The sequence below is a fragment of the Haemophilus influenzae genome, from assembly GCF_019703545.1.
Taxonomy (GTDB): Bacteria; Pseudomonadota; Gammaproteobacteria; order Enterobacterales; family Pasteurellaceae; genus Haemophilus; species Haemophilus influenzae_E.
Genome location: NZ_AP018771.1, coordinates 1,330,825 through 1,349,387 on the forward strand (window position 1 = coordinate 1,330,825; position 18,563 = coordinate 1,349,387).

Below are 18,563 nucleotides of genomic sequence, written 5' to 3' on the forward strand. Positions count from 1 at the left end.
TGATTTCCAGTAGAATGAGGCACTTTTATAAATAAGGAATAACTATGGCAAGAGAATTTAAACGTAGCGATCGCGTCGCTCAAGAAATACAAAAAGAAATAGCAGTCATTTTACAACGCGAAGTGAAAGATCCCCGTATTGGGATGGTGACGGTTTCTGATGTGGAAGTATCAAGTGATTTATCTTACGCAAAAATCTTTGTGACTTTTTTATTTGATCACGATGAAACGGCAATTGAGCAAGGCATGAAAGGCTTAGAAAAAGCATCGCCTTATATTCGTTCATTACTAGGCAAAGCGATGCGTTTACGTATCGTGCCAGAGATTCGCTTTATTTACGATCAATCCTTAGTGGAAGGGATGCGTATGTCAAATCTTGTAACAAATGTTGTGCGTGAAGATGAGAAAAAACACGTTGAGGAAAGCAACTAATGTCTAGACCTCGTAAACGCTGGCGTGATGTTGATGGTGTGTTTTTGTTGGATAAACCACAAGGCATGTCATCAAATGACATCATGCAAAGGGTGAAGCGTTTATTTCAAGCGAATAAAGCAGGGCATACTGGCGCGCTCGATCCGTTGGCAACGGGAATGTTGCCAATTTGCTTGGGTGAAGCAACTAAGTTTTCACAATTTTTGCTTGATGCCGATAAGCGTTATCTTGTTACGGCAAAATTAGGCGAACGTACCGATACTTCCGATGCGGAAGGGCAAGTCGTGGAAACTCGTGAAGTTTATGTTGAAACTCAGCAAATTTTGACCGCACTTGAACAATTTCGTGGCGATATTTTGCAAGTGCCGACCATGTTTTCCGCACTAAAACATAACGGTAAACCGCTTTATGAATATGCGCGCCAAGGTATTACGGTTGATCGTGAGGCGCGTCCAATTACGATTTTTGAACTCAATTTTATTGAATATCATGCGCCTTTTTTAACCTTAGAAGTACATTGTTCAAAAGGCACTTATATTCGCACCTTAGTAGATGATTTAGGTGAAGTGCTAGGTTGTGGCGCGCATGTGACAATGTTACGCCGCACAGCCGTAGCGGATTACCCCGTAGCAGAAATGATGCCAATTGATGAGCTAGAACTACTTGCTGAAAGTTTTCCATTAAGCGAATTAGATCGACTATTACTTCCAACCGATACCGCAGTAAGTAAATTGCCCGCTTTGCATTTGGATGTAGAGCAGAGTAAAGCCATTGGTTTTGGTCAGCGAGTGAAATTTGCTAATGAACAGCAATTAAGCGGTCAAGTGCGGTTATTTTCAGCGGAGAATTTATTCTTAGGCGTGGCATTAATCGACGGGAATATTATTCGCCCACAACGATTAATTACACAATCCGCATAACTTCATTGCCTTTCCTGTAAAATTCTAGTAATCTCCTTGTAATTAATTTTTTACAATATATGTAAGATAAACATTACAGGTGAGTTTTATGGAAGCCCTTAAAGATTTACGTTCTGAAATTGATTCGCTTGATCGCGAACTTATCCAACTTTTTGCTAAACGTCTTGAGTTGGTTTCTCAAGTCGGTAAAGTTAAACATCAACATGGATTACCTATTTATGCGCCAGAACGTGAAATAGCAATGCTCCAAGCGCGTCGTTTAGAGGCTGAAAAAGCAGGCATTTCAGCAGATCTGATTGAAGATGTCCTACGCCGTTTTATGCGCGAATCTTATGCCAATGAAAACCAATTTGGCTTTAAAACCATTAATCCTGATATTCACAAAATTGTTATTGTGGGCGGTTATGGTAAATTAGGTGGCTTATTTGCCCGCTATTTACGTGCATCTGGCTATACAATTTCTATTTTAGATCGCGAAGATTGGACGGTGGCTGAAAGTATTTTAACGAATGCTGATGTCGTAATTGTTTCTGTCCCCATCAATATTACTTTGGAAACGATTGAGCGACTAAAACCTTATTTAACGGAAAATATGTTGCTTGCAGATTTAACTTCTGTTAAGCGTGAACCGTTAGAGAAAATGCTTGAAATCCATTCTGGTGCTGTTTTAGGTTTACATCCGATGTTTGGGTCAGATATTGCAAGTATGGCAAAACAAGTGGTTGTGCGTTGTGATGGACGTTTTCCTGAACGTTACGAATGGTTACTTGAGCAAATTCAAATTTGGGGAGCAAAAATTTATCAAACCGATGCCACAGAACACGATCACAATATGACTTATATACAAGCCTTGCGTCATTTTTCGACTTTTGCGAATGGTTTACACCTTTCCAAACAGCCCATTAATCTCGCTAATTTATTGGCGCTTTCTTCTCCTATTTATCGCTTAGAACTTGCGATGATCGGTCGCTTATTTGCGCAAGATGCAGAGCTTTACGCAGATATTATTATGGATAAGTCAGAAAATTTAGCGGTAATTGAAACGCTAAAACAAACTTACGACGAAGCCTTAACTTTCTTTGAAAATAATGATCGTCAAGGTTTTATTGATGCTTTCCACAAGGTGCGTGACTGGTTTGGCGATTATTCCGAACAATTCTTAAAAGAAAGCCGTCAGCTATTACAACAGGCAAATGATTTGAAACAAGGGTAGAGAAAAGTGCGGTGAAATTTCACCGCAGTTTTTTACTGTCTCGCCAATCTTAAATTTTCAGGTAAATTCTCAAAATTAGAGCGGAATGGATTAATGTCTAATCCGCCACGACGAGTATAGCGTGCGTAAACGGTGAGTTTTTCTGGTTTTGCGTAGTGCATTAAATCGCAAAAAATACGTTCGACACATTGTTCGTGGAATTCATTATGCTGACGGAACGATACAACGTAACGCAATAATTTTTCCTGATTGATTTTTTTACCAACATAATGAATATGCAAGGTGCCCCAGTCTGGCTGATTTGTGATGAGGCAGTTAGATTTCAATAAATGGCTGACTAATTTTTCTTCGACAATTTCATCCGATACGCAATCTTTCAGCCAATTAGCGTTAAATTCGTAGCTAGTAATTTCAATATCTTGTTCATCAATGCAATCGCCTTGTAAATGCTCAATTTTTTGAGCATCATAAACTGCCACTGGATTTAACCGCACTTTTACATCGCCTTGAGCACATTCGATTAAATCGCGTTGCATAGTTTGTTGAACGGCGTTGAAGTCGGCAAATTTGCTTTGGTTAAAGCTATTTAAATAAAGTTTAAAACTTTTTGACTCAATCAAATTTTGGCTTTGATAATCCAGATAAATGTCTGCGATAGCTACTTGCGGTAAGCCTTTTTCGTTGAGCCACGAGATTTCATAAGCCGTCCAAATATCGGCGCCGATAGTAAATGGTTGGTTTTGAGTAATTCCCAATCCATCACGATTTAACGCGCGTGGCACTGGCTGTAATAAAGTGCGGTCATATTGAGAGGCATATTCCGTTTTTTGACCGAGTTTTAAGGATTTTAAGCTGTTGTCTTGGTAATTCATTTATTTTTCCTTTATATGTTAAAAAATAATTTTGCCTTCCCTTGCTTGCGGGGGAAGGTGGCGCGAAGCGTCGGAAGGGGGCTAAGACTTTATCATTCCAACAGAGAGTTGAGGCATCGACTTAAATTACAAAAAATTCCACGATAGGTTCGAAACTAATCGACAGGTATCGCATTTAAAATGAAAGGTATCAAAAATCGCATTTTTTAACGCCCAATTTGCACCACAAGAAGGGCAGCAACGGGATTTTTCAGATTCTAAAGATTGCCCACCTACACGATATAAATAATAGTAAGTCGGTATGCCAGTTTCTTTTGCTATTTCTTGAGCTAAATATCGTCCGTGTTTTGAAAGCGTGCTTTGATGATCGGAAATTTCTGCCAAAGATTGTTGTTCTAATACCGCACCATTCATTTGTAGTTGATCGCAGGCTTGCCAATTTTCTTGCCATTTAATCAGATCTTGGCTTAAGTGCGGCTGATTTTTCAACTGTTTATACAACGGAATTGGTGCGAGATTTTCTCCACTATGAATCGGCGAGCAACTTTGTAAATGAGTTGTGTAAAGTACTTGCCAAGCTGGCGATGTATTTTCAGCCGTTTGATCTGAATTGAAATCATCGCCCACAAGTTGAAAACCATCAAAAATTACACCGCACTTTTCTGCTTCTTGTAATGCGCGATTCACTTCTGCGTTATTATTTTGCGGGAAAAGACTATCTTGCTCTGGGCAAATGACACGCATAGCAAAACCTTGTGCACCATCTTCTTCCGCTAAATATAAAGGAATTTCACGTCCGATAATTTGCCCGTTATACCGCCATTGATCGATCACTGCACTGAGTAAAAGACTTTGTGATTCAATATTATTTTCGAGTGTAGTCAGGCGAAAATAGGTTTCGATTAAATACATAAATTTTTTAATTGCTGTCCGATTTGGTTTAAGCCGTTTAAACGCATTTCACTTAAACGTTGTGAAATGCCGAGTTCGCTAAAAAATATAGTAATATCAAATGTATTCAACTCATCCGCTGTTTTACCATTGATTTTATTAAATAAAATCCAAAGTAAGCCATTCATAATTCTGGCTTCGCTAAATCCGCTGAATTGAAAAGTGCGGTCATTTTTAGGCATAATTTGAAACCACATTTGTGCTTCGCAGCCAGTAATAGGTTGCATTTGAGCGAGTTCATTATCGCTTGGGCGAGGTAAATTTTTGCCTGCTTGAATAATCAGGCGATAGCGATCTTCCCAATTTTTAGCTTGTTTTAATTGTTCTATCATTGTAATAAATCCAGTGCTTTATTTAAGGCGGTGAAGAATGCCTCTACATCTTCTTGCGTATTATAAGGGGCAAAAGACAGGCGCAATGTGGTGCGTTCGCCTAAGCGTGCTAAATAAGGTTGGGCACAATGTTCGCCCACACGAAGCGCAATATTTTGTTCGCTTAAAAGTGTAGAAAGATCAGAACAGTCAATGCCGTCAAATATAAAGCAAACAACGGTGCTTGGTTGAGGTGAGTTGAATAATCGGCAATTCTCGTAAGATTTTAACCGCACTTTGACGGATTCAGACAAAGATATAGCGTTCTGTTCTGCTGCGGTAAAATCCCATTTTTGTAGCCAATTCAGTATGGCATTAAAGCCAATAACCCCAGCAATATTGGGTGTGCCAGCTTCTAAACGATAAGGCAATTCGGCAAAAGTAATACGATTATTTGATACGCGATCAACCATTTTTCCACCGAAAAAGAGCGGTTGAAGTTGAGAAAGTGCGGTCAATTTTCCTGTTAAAACGCCAAGCCCATTTGGGCCATAAATTTTATGGGCAGAAAATGCGAGGAAATCGGCATCTAAATCTTGTAAATCAATTTTAATATGACTAATCGCTTGTGCTGCATCCACTAAAACCAACGCATGACTATGTTTTCTAATAAGTTGAATCAGGCGTTTAATCGGCTGTTCTGTGCCAGTGACATTTGAAACAAAATTCAGCGCAACGAGTTTTGTTTTTTCAGAAAGGGCAGAAATAAGCGCATTTTCATCAATTAGCCAATTATCTAAAATCGGCAAAACTCGAATTTTTGCACCGCACTTTTTCGCCGTTTCGTGCAAAGTAACAAAATTAGCGTGATGATCTGCTTGGCTAATCAGAATTTCATCTTCTGTGTTTAATTGCGGCAGCAATCCATTTGCCACTAAGTTTATTGCGTGAGTTGTACCCGAAGTCCAAATAACAGCACGTTTATCTTCTGCATTAATTAATTCTTTAACTTGTGTGCGAGCCTGTTCATATTGCGCAGTTTGGGCTGCATCATATTGACTACGATGCACTGAACCTGCAGAAGCATAAAATTCAGCGGTGCGATCAATTAACACTTGAGGTTTCAACGCGGTGGCGGCGTTATCTAAATAAACAACCGCATCTTCACGTTGGAAATAAGGAAATGCTTGACGGAAAGTTTGAACATCAAAAGCCATATTTATTTTTCTCCTGTCTGCGCCATTGACTTGGTTCAATTGGATTATTGTCCGCCCAAAGACCAATTTGTTTGGCTTGTGCATTTTCTTGTGCTTGAAGATAAATCGGATCGTGAGAATATTGTTTATAAGCCCAAGCCATACCCTGTTTAACCATTTCTAAATTAATATTTTTATCTTGATAATAAACAATCGCCAATGTGCGTTTATAGCGATCTTTTCCTTTTTGCGCAAGGCGTACATTTTTTTGATAAACCAGATCAGACAAGGTTTTTTTCGATTTTTGCCCAAAGGCTTGGGATTTTTCTGGTGCGTCGATTTCGGCTAAACGAACTTTAATGGATTTATTACCTTTAGTGAGGCAAGTGAGCGTATCGCCATCACTAATTTTAACCACACGACAGGTATTTTTTTCGCGAGAACAAGCAGAAAGTGCGGTAAAAATAAGTAATAAACTCGTCAATAGTATTTTTCGATTTATCATTTGCAAAGTTTTTGATCTAAGTCTGGTTATTTTACCGAAAAAATGGCTCAAGTTAGCAAAAAAAAGCGTAAAATAATTTTGAAATATTATGAAAATAGTTGAAAAAGGTTGTATATGATTCAAAAATTATTTTTATTAGTTCGTTCTTTGGTCATTTTATCCATTATGTTATATCTCGGAAATCTTATTGCTTATTACATTCCAGCTGGCGTTCCGGGAAGCATTTGGGGATTATTGCTACTCTTTTTAGGTTTAACAACACGAGTAATTCATTTAAATTGGATTTATTTAGGTGCAAGTTTGCTAATTCGTTTTATGGCAGTGCTTTTTGTGCCAGTGAGTGTGGGAATTATCAAATATTCTGATTTATTGAGAGAGCAAGTTAATATTTTGCTTGTTCCTAATATTGTGAGTACTTGTGTCACGTTACTTGTTATAGGATTTTTCGGTCATTATTTGTATCAGGCGCAATCTTTTACACATAAACGCAAAAAAGTAATGAAACATAGAGAAAATCAAGTAAAACAAGCGAATTAGTATGTTAGGAAAGTTATATGCAGCAGTACATTATTTATTTTTATACATTTTTGACTATTTTTGGATTTTGGCTCGCACTACAAATTAGTAAACGTTGGAAGTCAATGATTTTTAATACTTTTGTTTTAACAGTATTAATTTTGGCGGTGATTTTAGTGATAGGTAAGATTCCTTACGATGATTATATGGTAGGAAATGCGCCTATTAATAATTTACTTGGCTTGAGTATCGTCGCTCTTGCATTGCCTCTTTATGAACAACTTCGTCAAATTGCCAAACAATGGAAAATTATTCTTTCAACGGTGGTTATAGCTTCTTTTTTAGCGATGTTAAGTGGTGGACTTTTAGCATTTCTTTTAGGCGCAACGCCCGAAATGATCGCAACAGTTTTACCTAAATCCATCACAACGCCTATTGCGATGGAAGTTTCTCGTCATTTAGGCGGCATTCCAGCCGTAACTGCAGTTGGTGTTGTGGTTGCAGGTTTGCAAGGATCGATATTTGGTTATCTTGTATTAAAAAAATTAGGTATTAAACATCAAGAAGCCATTGGGCTTTCTGTTGGTTCGGTTTCTCACGCACTTGGTACAGTAAGCTGTATGGAAACTAATCCAACTGCAGGCAGTTACAGTTCTATTTCTCTCGTGCTTTGTGGGATTATTAGTTCTATTCTCGCCCCATTTGTATTTAAGCTCATTTATTTCTTTGCTTAAATATCAATAAAAATTCAACCGCACTTTATTCATTCTAGATTTTGTTTGTTCTAGATAAAGTGCGGTTGTTTTTTGCACTAAATGATTAGATAATGCAGAAAAACTAAATAAAACAAAGCGATATGAAATTACTTACTGTTAATTCTTCTTGGACAGAACGTTTTCTACTCGATCCTCCACGCGAAAAAGATAATCGTCCACCATTTCGTCGCGATCGTGGGCGAATTTTACATTCTGCCGCCTTTCGTTGCTTACAAGCGAAAACCCAAATACACGCAATTGGCGAAAATGATTTTTATCGCACTCGCTTAACTCATTCTTTGGAAGTGGCTCAGATTGGCAGTAGTCTCGTTGCACAACTTAAATTTTTAGAAACCTTTGAAAGCCTTTCGCAAACATTAAATATTGATAAAAACGAGTTGCAAAAGCAGTTGAAACCTTTATTGCCGAGTAACGATCTTATTGAGAGTTTGTGTTTTGCTCATGATATTGGTCATCCGCCTTTTGGGCATGGTGGCGAAACGGCATTAAATTATATGATGGCAGAGCAGGGCGGTTTTGAAGGCAATGCGCAAACCTTTAGAATTTTAACAAAACTTGAGCCTTATACTGAAAATGCAGGGATGAATCTAACGCGTAGAACACTATTGGGTGTCGTGAAATATCCCGCGTTGTTAGATGTGGCTTCGCCTCAATATGCAGAACTTAATTTTTCTCGCAATATCGATCCTCGTTTTGTGCGTATTCACGATTGGATTCCAGGAAAAGGCATTTTCCGTGATGATTTAAAAATGTTTAATTGGTTGCTGGAAAATCTTTCTGAAAATGACCGCACTTTATTTGGGAAATTTAAAAAAGTGCGGGAAAATCCAGCTGAATTTTTACAGACGAGCTTTAAATCTTTGGATTGTAGCATTATGGAATTGGCAGATGATATCGCCTATGGCGTACATGATTTAGAAGATGCCATTGTGACTGGCGTGGTAAATCCTCATCAATGGCAAGCGGCACATTCCGCATTGAAACAAATTCCTTCAGCTTGGTTGCAAGAAAATATTGATTCAATTAGCCAACGACTTTTCTCTGATAAACATTTTGAACGAAAACAAGCCATTGGTGCATTGGTGAACTTTTTTATTACTAATGTGCGGTGGAAATTAACGGCAAATTTTGATGAACCTTTGTTACGTTATAACGCAGAGCTGTCACCTGAAGTGATTGTTGCACTTGGTGTATTTAAAAAATTTGTTTGGGATTATGTTATTCGCAATGTGGATACTCAACGAATCGAATATAAAGGGCAGAGAATGCTAACAGAAATGTTCCAAATTTTTGAATCTGATCCAGAGCGTTTATTACCGAGAAATACTGCAAATCGTTGGCGTAATGCCCCTGAAGAAAGGAAGAAGCGGATTATTTGCGATTATATTGCAGGCATGTCGGATGCACACGCCTTGAGGGTATATCAACAACTTTGATTTAAGAGAGAATCCCATCGAATTGATGGGATTTTTTATGCAAACCGTATAGAATAGTGCGGTTAATTTTCACTGAATTTTTATGGGGCAGTTGTGGCATTAATTAGTTTAACCAATGGATATCTTTCCTTTAGTGATGTGCCTTTGTTAGATCACGCAGAACTACATATTGAACCGAATGAACGTGTTTGTTTAGTTGGGCGTAACGGCGCAGGTAAATCAACTTTATTGAAAATCATCGCAGGCGATGTGCTTATGGATGATGGCAAAATCCAATACGAAAAAGATCTTGTGGTTTCTCGTTTAGAACAAGACCCACCGCGTAATGCGCAAGGCAATATTTTTGATTATGTTGCGGAAGGCGTAGGGCATTTAACGGATTTATTGAAAGAATATCATCATATTTCTGTTCAATTGGAAGAAAATTACAGTGATCAAATTTTAAGTCAATTAGAGCAAGTTCAGGCTAAATTAGAACACGCTGATGGCTGGCGATTTGAAAATAAAATCAATGAAGTGTTGTTAAAACTAGGCTTAAATCCAAACACAAAATTATCCGCACTTTCGGGCGGTTGGTTACGCAAAGCGGCACTCGCACGTGCATTGGTGTGCGATCCTGATGTGTTATTACTTGATGAACCAACCAACCACTTAGATGTGGAAGCCATTGAATGGCTGGAAAATTTCTTACTGGATTTCCAAGGTAGCCTTGTATTTATTTCCCATGACCGTTCTTTTATTCGCAAAATGGCAACACGGATTGTGGATTTAGATCGCGGTCAATTGCAGTCTTATCTAGGCAATTACGATTTATATTTAACCACGAAAGAAGAAAATCTACGCGTTGAAGCCTTGCAAAATGAATTATTTGATAAACGTCTTGCACAGGAAGAAGTATGGATTCGCCAAGGTATCAAGGCTCGCCGTACAAGAAATGAAGGGCGAGTGCGAGCATTAAAAGCGATGCGTGAGGAACGCCGCCAACGCCGTGACGTAATGGGAACAGCCAAATTACAATTAGATACCTCAAGTCGTTCTGGCAAAATTGTCTTTGAAATGGAAGATGTGAGCTATGAAATCGCAGGAAAAACCTTGTTAAAAGATTTTTCAACAACGATTTTACGTGGAGACAAAATTGCGCTTGTTGGGCCAAATGGCTGTGGGAAAACCACGTTCATTAAATTATTGCTGGGTGAAATTCAGCCTACATCAGGCAAAATTCGTTGTGGTACCAAATTAGAGATTGCTTATTTTGACCAATACCGTGCTGATTTAGATCCTGAAAAAACTGTAATGGATAATGTGGCGGATGGCAAACAAGATATTGAAGTCAATGGTGTAAAACGCCATGTGCTAGGGTATTTGCAAGATTTCTTGTTCCCACCAAAACGTGCAATGACCCCAGTTAAAGCCTTATCGGGGGGAGAACGAAATCGTTTATTACTCGCAAAATTGTTGCTCCAACCAAATAATTTATTGATTCTTGACGAACCAACCAATGACCTTGATGTAGAAACATTGGAGCTTTTAGAAGAAATTTTGACTGATTATCAAGGCACATTGTTAATTGTGAGCCACGACCGTCAATTTATTGATAATACTGCCACAGAATGTTATTTATTTGAAGGCGAAGGACGTTTGAATAAGTATGTGGGGGGATTCTTTGATGCGAAACAGCAACAAGCCAATTTCTGGGCAAGCAAAGCAACAGAAGAACAGGCTAAAGCGAAGAAAACTGAACCGCTAAAAGAAGAAAATTCGGTAAAAAATGACCGCACTTCTAAGCTGAAATCAGTGAAACTTTCTTATAAAGAACAACGTGAGCTAGAACAACTTCCACAACTATTGGAAGAGTTGGAAACTAAAATTACCGCACTGCAAGCTGAAATAGCCGATCCCGCATTTTTCCAACAATCTCACGATATTACCGATGCTAAATTAAAAGCATTGGCGGATACTGAAGCCGAATTAGAAACAGCATTTTTACGCTGGGAAGAATTGGAAGAAAAGAAAAATTTGACTGACGGTAAAGCTTAAAAAATAACGCCCGAAAGGGCGTTTTTTTATGTATTTTCAAGATGATCTTTTTTCAAAATATTTTCTTCATCAAGTATTGATAAACGAGCGATAGCGTTTCGATAGGAAATTTCAAGAGTTTCTCTACTGGTTGCCATTACGCCTTGATCTACTAAGAAACCATCATTTACATCATATACCCAGCCGTGCAATGAGAGTTTTTGTCCGCGTTCCCAAGCACTTTTTACAATAGAAGTTCGACCAAGATTGTAAACCTGTTCCGCTACGTTAATTTTCGTCAGCATATCGGCACGTTTTTCTGGAGAAAGTTTACCGAGAAGATGACCGTGTTTAAACCAAATATCACGAATATGAAGGAGCCAGTTGTTGATAAGCCCTAAATCTTTATCTGCCATAGCGGCATGAATTCCCCCGCAGTTGGTGTGACCACAGATAATAATATGTTCAATTTTAAGCACATCGACGGCATATTGCACAACAGAAAGGCAATTAAAATCTGTGTGAATTACTTGGTTAGCAACATTACGATGAACAAATAATTCACCTGGTTCAAGATTCGTCAATTTCTCAGCGGGTACACGGCTATCAGAGCAACCAATCCAAAGATAATGTGGCGTTTGATGATCTGCAAGTTCTTTGAAGTAAGTAGAGTTTTCTTCTTTCATTCTTTGCGCCCAGCTGTAATTGTTGGCAAAGAGTTGTTTAATTTTATCCATTTTACTTTCCTTAAAATTCTGAAAAAATTGACCGCACTTTGGCGTAAGTGCGGTCAATATTAAAGTTAAATTGAATTAGAAATTCGCATTTCTTGGCGCGCGTGGGAATGGAATTACATCACGAATATTTTGTACGCCAGTTACATAGACAATTAAGCGTTCAAAACCAAGACCAAAACCAGAATGTGGAACACTGCCGTATTTACGAAGATCGCGATACCACCAATAATCATCTGGATTTAATCCCATTTCTTCCATGCGTTTATCAAGCATCTCTAAACGTTCTTCACGTTGTGAACCACCGATGATTTCACCAATTCCTGGTGCTAATACGTCCATTGCTGCCACAGTTTTTCCATCATCATTTAAACGCATATAGAATGCTTTAATGTCTTTTGGATAGTTTTTCACCACAACTGGTGATTTGAAATATTCTTCTGCCAAGAAACGTTCGTGTTCAGAAGAAAGATCGATACCCCAAGAAACAGGGAATTCAAATTTCTTACCAGATTTTAATAACACATCAATGGCATCGGTATAGTCAATTTGCGCAAAATCTGAGTTTACAAAGTTTTCTAGACGCGTAATAACATCTTTATCTACATGTTTTTCAAAGAATTGTAAGTCGTCTTTGCGCTCTGCTAATACTGCACGGAATACGTATTTCAACATATCTTCTGCAAGTTTTGCGTTATCCGCTAAGGTTGCAAATGCAACTTCGGGTTCAACCATCCAGAATTCCGCTAAGTGACGGGTAGTATTCGAGTTTTCTGCACGGAATGTTGGGCCGAAAGTATAAATTTTGCTTAATGCACAAGCATAGGTTTCGCCGTTTAACTGACCTGAAACCGTTAAAAATGATTCTTTACCGAAGAAATCTTGGCTGAAATCCACTTTTCCATTTTCACCACGAGGAAGATTTTCTAAATCAAGTGTAGAAACACGGAACATTTCACCCGCACCTTCAGTGTCTGATGCAGTAATTAATGGGGTTGCCACCCAGTAGAAACCTTGCTCATGGAAGAAACGGTGAATTGCTTGAGACAAGCAATGACGAACACGCGCGACCGCACCAATAATATTGGTACGAGGGCGTAAGTGAGCTACTTCACGTAAATATTCGATAGAGTGGCGTTTTGCTGCCATTGGGTAAGTATCTGGATCTTCAACAAACCCTGTCACTTCCACTTTTTCTGCTTGTAATTCAACCGCTTGTCCTTCTGAAGGTGATTCAACGACTTTACCAGTTACAATCACAGAACAGCCTGTTGTTAAACGTAAAATTTCGCTTTCGTAATTTTTAATATCGTTATTAATAATTGCTTGAATTGGATCAAAGCAAGAACCGTCATAAACCGCTAAGAAAGATAAGCCTGCTTTAGAATCGCGACGGGTACGAACCCAACCACGCACAGTGACGGTTTCACCAATCGCCACTTTCCCTTGTAATACATCAACAATTGATGCCACTTTAGACATATTAAACCTCTGTAACTGAATGTAATTCACATAAAATTGCCGATAGTTTACCTTAATAAAGGAAATTTTCCATAAAAATATAGTGTTGGTGCGGGTTATGAACAATAAAATCGCCTTAAAAATGAGCCCTAAATAAAATAGGGTAAAGCCTTATTAATATTGAATATACGCGATTTTATGTTAAAATCTCGAGCCAAATCATTATGGCTAATAATAGGAAAAAATATGAAAGTTTTAGAAGGCTCAGTCGCAGCACCTAATGCAAAAGTTGCAGTAGTAATTGCTCGTTTTAACAGTTTTATTAATGAAAGTTTATTAGAAGGTGCAATTGACGCATTAAAACGTATTGGCCAAGTGAAAGATGAAAATATCACTATCGTGCGTGCCCCGGGTGCGTATGAGTTGCCATTAGTTGCTCGCCGTTTAGCTGAAAGTAAAAAATTTGATGCGATTGTGGCATTAGGTACAGTTATCCGTGGTGGTACAGCACATTTTGAATATGTAGCAGGAGAAGCAAGCAGCGGTTTAGGAAAAGTTGCAATGGATGCTGAAATCCCTGTCGCTTTTGGTGTATTAACCACAGAAAATATTGAACAGGCGATTGAACGTGCTGGTACTAAAGCGGGTAATAAAGGTGCAGAAGCAGCCTTAACCGCACTTGAAATGGTTAATCTTATTCAACAAATTGATGCGGCATAAATCATGACAGAACAAAAACAAGTGAAGAAGCCTTCTGCTCGTCGTCGTGCGCGTGAGTGTACTGTTCAAGCCTTGTATTCTTGGGCAGTATCCGGCAATACTGCAGAACAAGTGGAATTAGCCTTTGTGTTAGATCAAGATATGGATGGGGTAGATAAACCTTACTTCCGTAAATTATTTCGTCAAACAGTAGAAAATATTGAAACCGTTGATTTTTCAATTTCGCCTTATATTGACCGCGCTTTTGATGAGCTTGATCCTATTGAAACGGCAATTTTACGTTTGGCCGTTTATGAATTACGCTTTGAATTAGATGTGCCATATAAAGTGGTTATCAATGAAGCGATTGAAGTGGCAAAAGTATTCGGTGCAGATGAAAGCCATAAATATATCAATGGCGTACTTGATAAAATCGCACCAGCATTAGGGCGTAAATAATCCTTTTAAACTGAGAATGGCGCGCGTTTTTAACGCGTGCCTTTTCTTTTATAAGATAGGTGAAAAATGGCAATGGGTGAATTTGATTTAATTAAACGATATTTTCAGCAACAAATATTAGTTGATGATTCCGTTCAATTATCTATTGGCGACGATTGTGCGCTGGTTTTCGTGCCAGAGAATTATCAGCTTGCCATTACGACGGATACAATGGTAGAAAATACGCATTTTTTACCAACTATTTCACCTGAAAATTTAGCTTATAAGGCTGTTGCAACAAATTTAAGTGATCTTGCTGCAATGGGGGCACAGCCAAAATGGGTTTCACTGGCATTAACTTTGCCAAATGTAGATGAAAATTGGATTTCAACATTTAGCCAAAGTTTATTACACACGTTAAAACAATACAATGTCACATTAATTGGTGGCGATACTACAAAAGGTAATTTGTCTATTACGATCACGGCACAAGGTTTTGTCGAAAAAAACAAAGGAATTTGTCGGCATAAAGCGCAAGTTGGCGATTTAATTTATGTTTCAGGCACCTTAGGCGATAGCGCAGCAGGTTTAACACAAATTTTATTGGGCAAAAGTGCGGTTGATTCTGATGATGTTTTTTTGCAACAACGACATCTTAGACCTACGCCTAGAATTGAACTTGGGCGGGCGTTAATTGGCATTGCTCATGCTGCCATTGATCTTTCCGATGGGCTAATATCTGATTTAGGGCATATTCTTGAACGAAGTCAATGTAGTGCTGAAGTTGAACTGACTGCATTACCTCTTTCATCATCGATTTTAAATAAATATGATCGCACTCAAGCGGAACAATTTGCCTTAAGTGGTGGCGAAGACTATGAACTCTGTTTTACTATACCGCCCAAATCTAAAGATGAATTAGAATTACGCTTGAAAAAACTGAACGTGCCTTGCACTTGTATTGGTAAAATTAATGAAAAGTGCGGTGACTTTTCTCCCCGTTTTTTACGGGATGGAAAACCTGTGAATATAACTTTTTCAAGTGGTTTCGATCATTTTAAGGAATCAAAATGACAGAAAATAATCCTCTTAAAAAAATCTCTCTTTTAAATCCTATTCATTTACTTGCCGTTGGTTTTGGCTCGGGTTTAATTTATCCAGCACCCGGCACTTGGGGGAGCTTAGCTGGAACAATTTTAGGTGTGATTTTACTTTCCTTATTAGGCGTAAAAATCTTTTTAATTTTCACCGCACTTTGTTTTCTACTCGGTTGCTACCTTTGTCAAAAAACTACTGCAGATATGGGCGTACACGATCATGATTCTATCGTCTGGGATGAATTTGTCGGCGTATTTATTGTATTAGCAGCGATACCGTCATTATCTTGGCAATGGATTTTGGTTGCTTTTGCGTTATTCCGCTTTTTTGATATTTTAAAACCGTTTCCAATTCGTTATTTTGACGAAAAACTCGAAAATGGTTTTGGCATTATGATCGATGACGTTTTAGCGGCAATTTATGCTGTGATTGTTGTATTTGCTATTCAATATTGGATGTTGTGATGCTAAATTTAATCATTGTGCATTTATTTGGATTAATGACGCCAGGGCCTGATTTCTTCTATGTAAGTCGGATGGCGGCAAGTAACTCTCGTCGTAATACAGTTTGTGGCATTTTAGGCATAACGCTTGGCATCGCCTTTTGGGGAATGCTTTCTATGTTGGGATTAGCGGTGTTATTTGTCACTATCCCAGCATTACATGGCGTTATTATGTTGCTAGGTGGTAGTTACCTAGCATATCTCGGTTTTTTAATGGCTCGCAGTAAAAAATACGCTAAATTTGAACCGCACTCTGATACTGAATTTAATCAGCAAACCACAATCAAAAAAGAAATTTTGAAAGGGCTTTTCGTGAATTTATCCAATGCAAAAGTCGTGGTGTATTTTAGTAGCGTGATGTCGCTTGTCTTAGTAAATATCACTGAAATGTGGCAAATTATCTTGGCTTTTATGGTAATTGTGGTAGAAACATTTTGTTATTTTTATGTGATTTCATTGATTTTTTCACGTAATATTGCCAAGCGTTTATACAGTCAATACAGCCGTTATATTGATAATATGGCAGGTATTGTATTTTTATTTTTTGGTTGTGTGCTTGTTTATAACGGCATCAACGAAATAATTCATTAATAGAAAAGGAAGTAACATGACATTAAAAATTGCAATCGCTGGTGCTGGCGGAAGAATGGGGCGTCAATTAATTCAAGCAGTTCATTCTGCGGAAGGCGTAGAACTAGGTGCGGCTTTTGAACGCAAAGGATCATCTTTAGTTGGGACGGATGCGGGAGAATTGGCAGGAATTGGTCATCTTGGCGTTGCAGTTTCAGACGATCTTGAAAGCCAAAAAGATAAATTCGATTTATTAATCGATTTTACCCGACCAGAAGGCACTCTTGAAAATATTGCATTTTGCGTAGCGAATAATAAAAAAATGGTGATCGGTACAACGGGTTTTGATGAAAATGGTAAAGTGGCGATTAAAGCAGCTTCAGATAAAATTGCTATTGTGTTTGCATCAAATTTCAGTGTTGGCGTGAATTTAGTCTTCAAGCTTTTAGAAAAAGCGGCAAAAGTGATGGGGGATTATTGTGATATTGAAGTGATCGAAGCGCATCACCGTCATAAAGTTGATGCGCCATCTGGCACTGCACTTTCTATGGGCGAACATATCGCAAAAACCTTAGGTCGCGATTTAAAAACTCACGGAGTCTTCTGCCGTGAAGGAATTACAGGCGAACGTAAACGCGATGAAATTGGTTTTTCAACTATTCGCGCTTCGGATGTGGTGGGGGAACACACGGTTTGGTTTGCAGATATTGGCGAACGTGTAGAAATTTCCCATAAAGCATCAAGCCGAATGACTTTCGCTAATGGTGCAGTGCGTGCTGGTAAATGGTTAGAAAATAAGGCGAATGGCTTATTTGATATGACCGATGTATTAGATTTAAAGAATTTATAAATCAATTTCAATGTCACTTTCTACGTGACAGCAACATAATAAAATCTCATCAGGTTGAATAAAGGCAAGAGGCATTTCTTTATAAGACACCTTGCCTTTTTTGATCTTAACGCGACAAGAACCACAATAGCCACTACGGCATTGATATTCGTGATGAATATTATTTTTCTCGAGATGATCAAGTAAACTTGTTTCATTATTGAATTCTAATGTGGTGTTATGGCGGATAAGGTGGATTTTCATAATAACGATATGTTGTAATTTGTCGTGCCATTATATAAGGAAAAGATGAAATTATTGATAAAAACTTCACTTAGTCAGTGGATTTGCTTGAATTTTGCCAAAATTCCTATTTTTAAAATGCTATGTTTTATAACCGCACTTTTTATCACGGCTTGTAGTTCTATTAGCAAAGAACCAGTGAAGACAGTGGATATTTATATTAAACCTTATTATTCGGCGGAAAATGGAAAAGCAGAAAATGTATTTGTACATAAAGAAATTGATCCTATGCTACGTGAAAATACGTTAAAAGGTTATAAAAGTGCGGTGAAATTTGTAGAAGAAAATCCAGCGCGCATTTCACCAATGACAATGTTTACCTTAGCCGCTCGGGCTTACGATTTTGGCTTAAGAGATGAAGCGGTTACTTGGTTTTATCGTGGACAAAACCGTTTGATTACCGCACTTTATGTGTTGGAATTACCAAAACAAACGGTGCAGGATAATACAGGGTTCAGCCATGTTGTAGGGCAGTTTGTTAATGCTTATGCGTTTTGTGATTTTGATAAACAAAGTCGTGCTGCCGAAAATGCGGTGAAATGGACAATTGCACATCCTTATGAAGTGATTTTCTTACCAGCATTACCCGCAAAATTTGCAGATCGTCAAAAAGCGTTAAAAGAAGCAGAAGAAAAATTAGTTCAACGTTTACAGGAACAAGCCCGTTTTTTTGCTAATCCAAAAAATAAAGAAAAATGGCAAAAAGAGCGGTCAGAAAATTTTGTGAATGAACGATTTTGTTGGTAACAAGAAAAAATGGAATAGCGAATACGTTATTCCATTTTT

The 18,563-nt window shown here is 38.1% G+C and carries 22 protein-coding genes; 14 read left to right on the forward strand and 8 right to left on the reverse strand.

Translation table 11 applies throughout. The features are described 5' to 3' along the window. Positions 1-44: 44 nt before the first annotated feature. The 3 genes from rbfA to tyrA all read left to right on the forward strand — a co-directional run bounded on the left by rbfA (position 45) and on the right by tyrA (position 2,564). Positions 45-431, forward strand: a complete 387-nt coding sequence (gene rbfA / locus K6J66_RS06595) for a 30S ribosome-binding factor RbfA (RefSeq protein WP_005628626.1) — start codon at positions 45-47, stop codon at positions 429-431. Further along, positions 431-1,351 carry a tRNA pseudouridine(55) synthase TruB gene (gene truB, locus K6J66_RS06600; protein ID WP_038439747.1) on the forward strand — a complete coding sequence of 307 codons (921 nt, stop codon included), beginning with the start codon at positions 431-433 and terminating at the stop codon, positions 1,349-1,351. The genes rbfA and truB overlap by 1 nt, the downstream gene beginning before the upstream one ends. 88 nt (positions 1,352-1,439) lie before the next feature. Beyond that, positions 1,440-2,564 (forward strand): bifunctional chorismate mutase/prephenate dehydrogenase, encoded by a 1,125-nt coding sequence (gene tyrA, locus K6J66_RS06605; RefSeq protein WP_038439749.1) that lies wholly within the window; start codon positions 1,440-1,442, stop codon positions 2,562-2,564. A 32-nt stretch (positions 2,565-2,596) separates the two neighbouring features. Here tyrA and queF read toward each other — a convergent pair whose 3' ends face one another. The 5 genes from queF to K6J66_RS06630 form a co-directional block, all read right to left on the reverse strand. Then, complete coding sequence (gene queF / locus K6J66_RS06610) at positions 2,597-3,436, reverse strand: NADPH-dependent 7-cyano-7-deazaguanine reductase QueF (RefSeq protein ID WP_038439750.1); 840 nt, start codon at positions 3,434-3,436, stop codon at positions 2,597-2,599. 126 nt (positions 3,437-3,562) lie between these two features. Beyond that, positions 3,563-4,348 carry a Zn-ribbon-containing protein gene (locus K6J66_RS06615; protein ID WP_038439751.1) on the reverse strand — a complete coding sequence of 262 codons (786 nt, stop codon included), beginning with the start codon at positions 4,346-4,348 and terminating at the stop codon, positions 3,563-3,565. Continuing rightward, positions 4,339-4,719, reverse strand: a complete 381-nt coding sequence (locus K6J66_RS06620; protein WP_038439752.1) for a SufE family protein — start codon at positions 4,717-4,719, stop codon at positions 4,339-4,341. The genes K6J66_RS06615 and K6J66_RS06620 overlap by 10 nt, the downstream gene beginning before the upstream one ends. Continuing rightward, complete coding sequence (locus tag K6J66_RS06625) at positions 4,716-5,915, reverse strand: cysteine desulfurase (protein WP_038439753.1); 1,200 nt, start codon at positions 5,913-5,915, stop codon at positions 4,716-4,718. The genes K6J66_RS06620 and K6J66_RS06625 overlap by 4 nt, the downstream gene beginning before the upstream one ends. Continuing rightward, positions 5,905-6,399 (reverse strand): thermonuclease family protein, encoded by a 495-nt coding sequence (locus K6J66_RS06630; RefSeq protein WP_038439754.1) that lies wholly within the window; start codon positions 6,397-6,399, stop codon positions 5,905-5,907. The genes K6J66_RS06625 and K6J66_RS06630 overlap by 11 nt, the downstream gene beginning before the upstream one ends. A 114-nt stretch (positions 6,400-6,513) precedes the next feature. Between K6J66_RS06630 and K6J66_RS06635 the strand changes: the two genes are divergently transcribed. From K6J66_RS06635 to K6J66_RS06650, 4 genes are all read left to right on the forward strand, one after another. Further along, a complete protein-coding gene (locus tag K6J66_RS06635; RefSeq protein ID WP_038439755.1) occupies positions 6,514-6,936 on the forward strand; it encodes a CidA/LrgA family protein in 423 nt (140 codons plus the stop codon). A 17-nt stretch (positions 6,937-6,953) separates the two neighbouring features. Then, positions 6,954-7,649 (forward strand): CidB/LrgB family autolysis modulator, encoded by a 696-nt coding sequence (locus tag K6J66_RS06640; protein ID WP_038439756.1) that lies wholly within the window; start codon positions 6,954-6,956, stop codon positions 7,647-7,649. A gap of 122 nt (positions 7,650-7,771) precedes the next feature. Next, positions 7,772-9,127 carry an anti-phage deoxyguanosine triphosphatase gene (locus K6J66_RS06645; RefSeq protein ID WP_038439757.1) on the forward strand — a complete coding sequence of 452 codons (1,356 nt, stop codon included), beginning with the start codon at positions 7,772-7,774 and terminating at the stop codon, positions 9,125-9,127. A 93-nt stretch (positions 9,128-9,220) separates the two neighbouring features. Continuing rightward, complete coding sequence (locus tag K6J66_RS06650) at positions 9,221-11,164, forward strand: ABC transporter ATP-binding protein (protein WP_110442673.1); 1,944 nt, start codon at positions 9,221-9,223, stop codon at positions 11,162-11,164. 26 nt (positions 11,165-11,190) lie between these two features. Here the strand turns inward: K6J66_RS06650 and can are convergent, their stop codons facing one another. Together can and asnS are read right to left on the reverse strand one after the other, a co-directional pair. Then, positions 11,191-11,880, reverse strand: coding sequence for a carbonate dehydratase (can, locus tag K6J66_RS06655; RefSeq protein ID WP_005631770.1), 690 nt, complete (start codon positions 11,878-11,880; stop codon positions 11,191-11,193). Between the two features lie 75 nt (positions 11,881-11,955). Then, positions 11,956-13,359 (reverse strand): asparagine--tRNA ligase, encoded by a 1,404-nt coding sequence (asnS, locus tag K6J66_RS06660; protein WP_110442674.1) that lies wholly within the window; start codon positions 13,357-13,359, stop codon positions 11,956-11,958. Positions 13,360-13,584: 225 nt separating this feature from the next. On the opposite strand from asnS, the gene ribH reads away from it, so the two are divergent. From ribH to dapB, 6 genes are all read left to right on the forward strand, one after another. After that, positions 13,585-14,058 carry a 6,7-dimethyl-8-ribityllumazine synthase gene (gene ribH / locus K6J66_RS06665; RefSeq protein ID WP_005644746.1) on the forward strand — a complete coding sequence of 158 codons (474 nt, stop codon included), beginning with the start codon at positions 13,585-13,587 and terminating at the stop codon, positions 14,056-14,058. Between the two features lie 3 nt (positions 14,059-14,061). Continuing rightward, positions 14,062-14,496 (forward strand): transcription antitermination factor NusB, encoded by a 435-nt coding sequence (gene nusB, locus K6J66_RS06670; RefSeq protein WP_005628659.1) that lies wholly within the window; start codon positions 14,062-14,064, stop codon positions 14,494-14,496. Positions 14,497-14,562: 66 nt separating this feature from the next. Then, the gene (gene thiL / locus K6J66_RS06675) at positions 14,563-15,549 is read left to right on the forward strand and encodes a thiamine-phosphate kinase (protein ID WP_110442675.1); all 987 of its coding nucleotides are present in this window, start codon (positions 14,563-14,565) and stop codon (positions 15,547-15,549) included. Continuing rightward, positions 15,546-16,037 (forward strand): phosphatidylglycerophosphatase A family protein, encoded by a 492-nt coding sequence (locus tag K6J66_RS06680; RefSeq protein ID WP_110442676.1) that lies wholly within the window; start codon positions 15,546-15,548, stop codon positions 16,035-16,037. Before thiL ends, K6J66_RS06680 begins: the two co-directional genes overlap by 4 nt. After that, on the forward strand, positions 16,037-16,666 hold the full coding sequence (locus K6J66_RS06685) for a LysE family transporter (RefSeq protein WP_168769629.1): 630 nt from the start codon (positions 16,037-16,039) through the stop codon (positions 16,664-16,666). Before K6J66_RS06680 ends, K6J66_RS06685 begins: the two co-directional genes overlap by 1 nt. 16 nt (positions 16,667-16,682) lie before the next feature. Beyond that, on the forward strand, positions 16,683-17,495 hold the full coding sequence (gene dapB, locus K6J66_RS06690; protein WP_110442678.1) for a 4-hydroxy-tetrahydrodipicolinate reductase: 813 nt from the start codon (positions 16,683-16,685) through the stop codon (positions 17,493-17,495). Here the strand turns inward: dapB and yfaE are convergent. Next, positions 17,490-17,738, reverse strand: coding sequence for a class I ribonucleotide reductase maintenance protein YfaE (gene yfaE / locus K6J66_RS06695; protein WP_005650353.1), 249 nt, complete (start codon positions 17,736-17,738; stop codon positions 17,490-17,492). The two genes, dapB and yfaE, sit on opposite strands and share 6 nt — an antisense overlap. Positions 17,739-17,783: 45 nt before the next feature. Between yfaE and K6J66_RS06700 the strand changes: the two genes are divergently transcribed. After that, complete coding sequence (locus K6J66_RS06700) at positions 17,784-18,524, forward strand: hypothetical protein (protein ID WP_005688170.1); 741 nt, start codon at positions 17,784-17,786, stop codon at positions 18,522-18,524. Positions 18,525-18,563 lie beyond the last annotated feature (39 nt).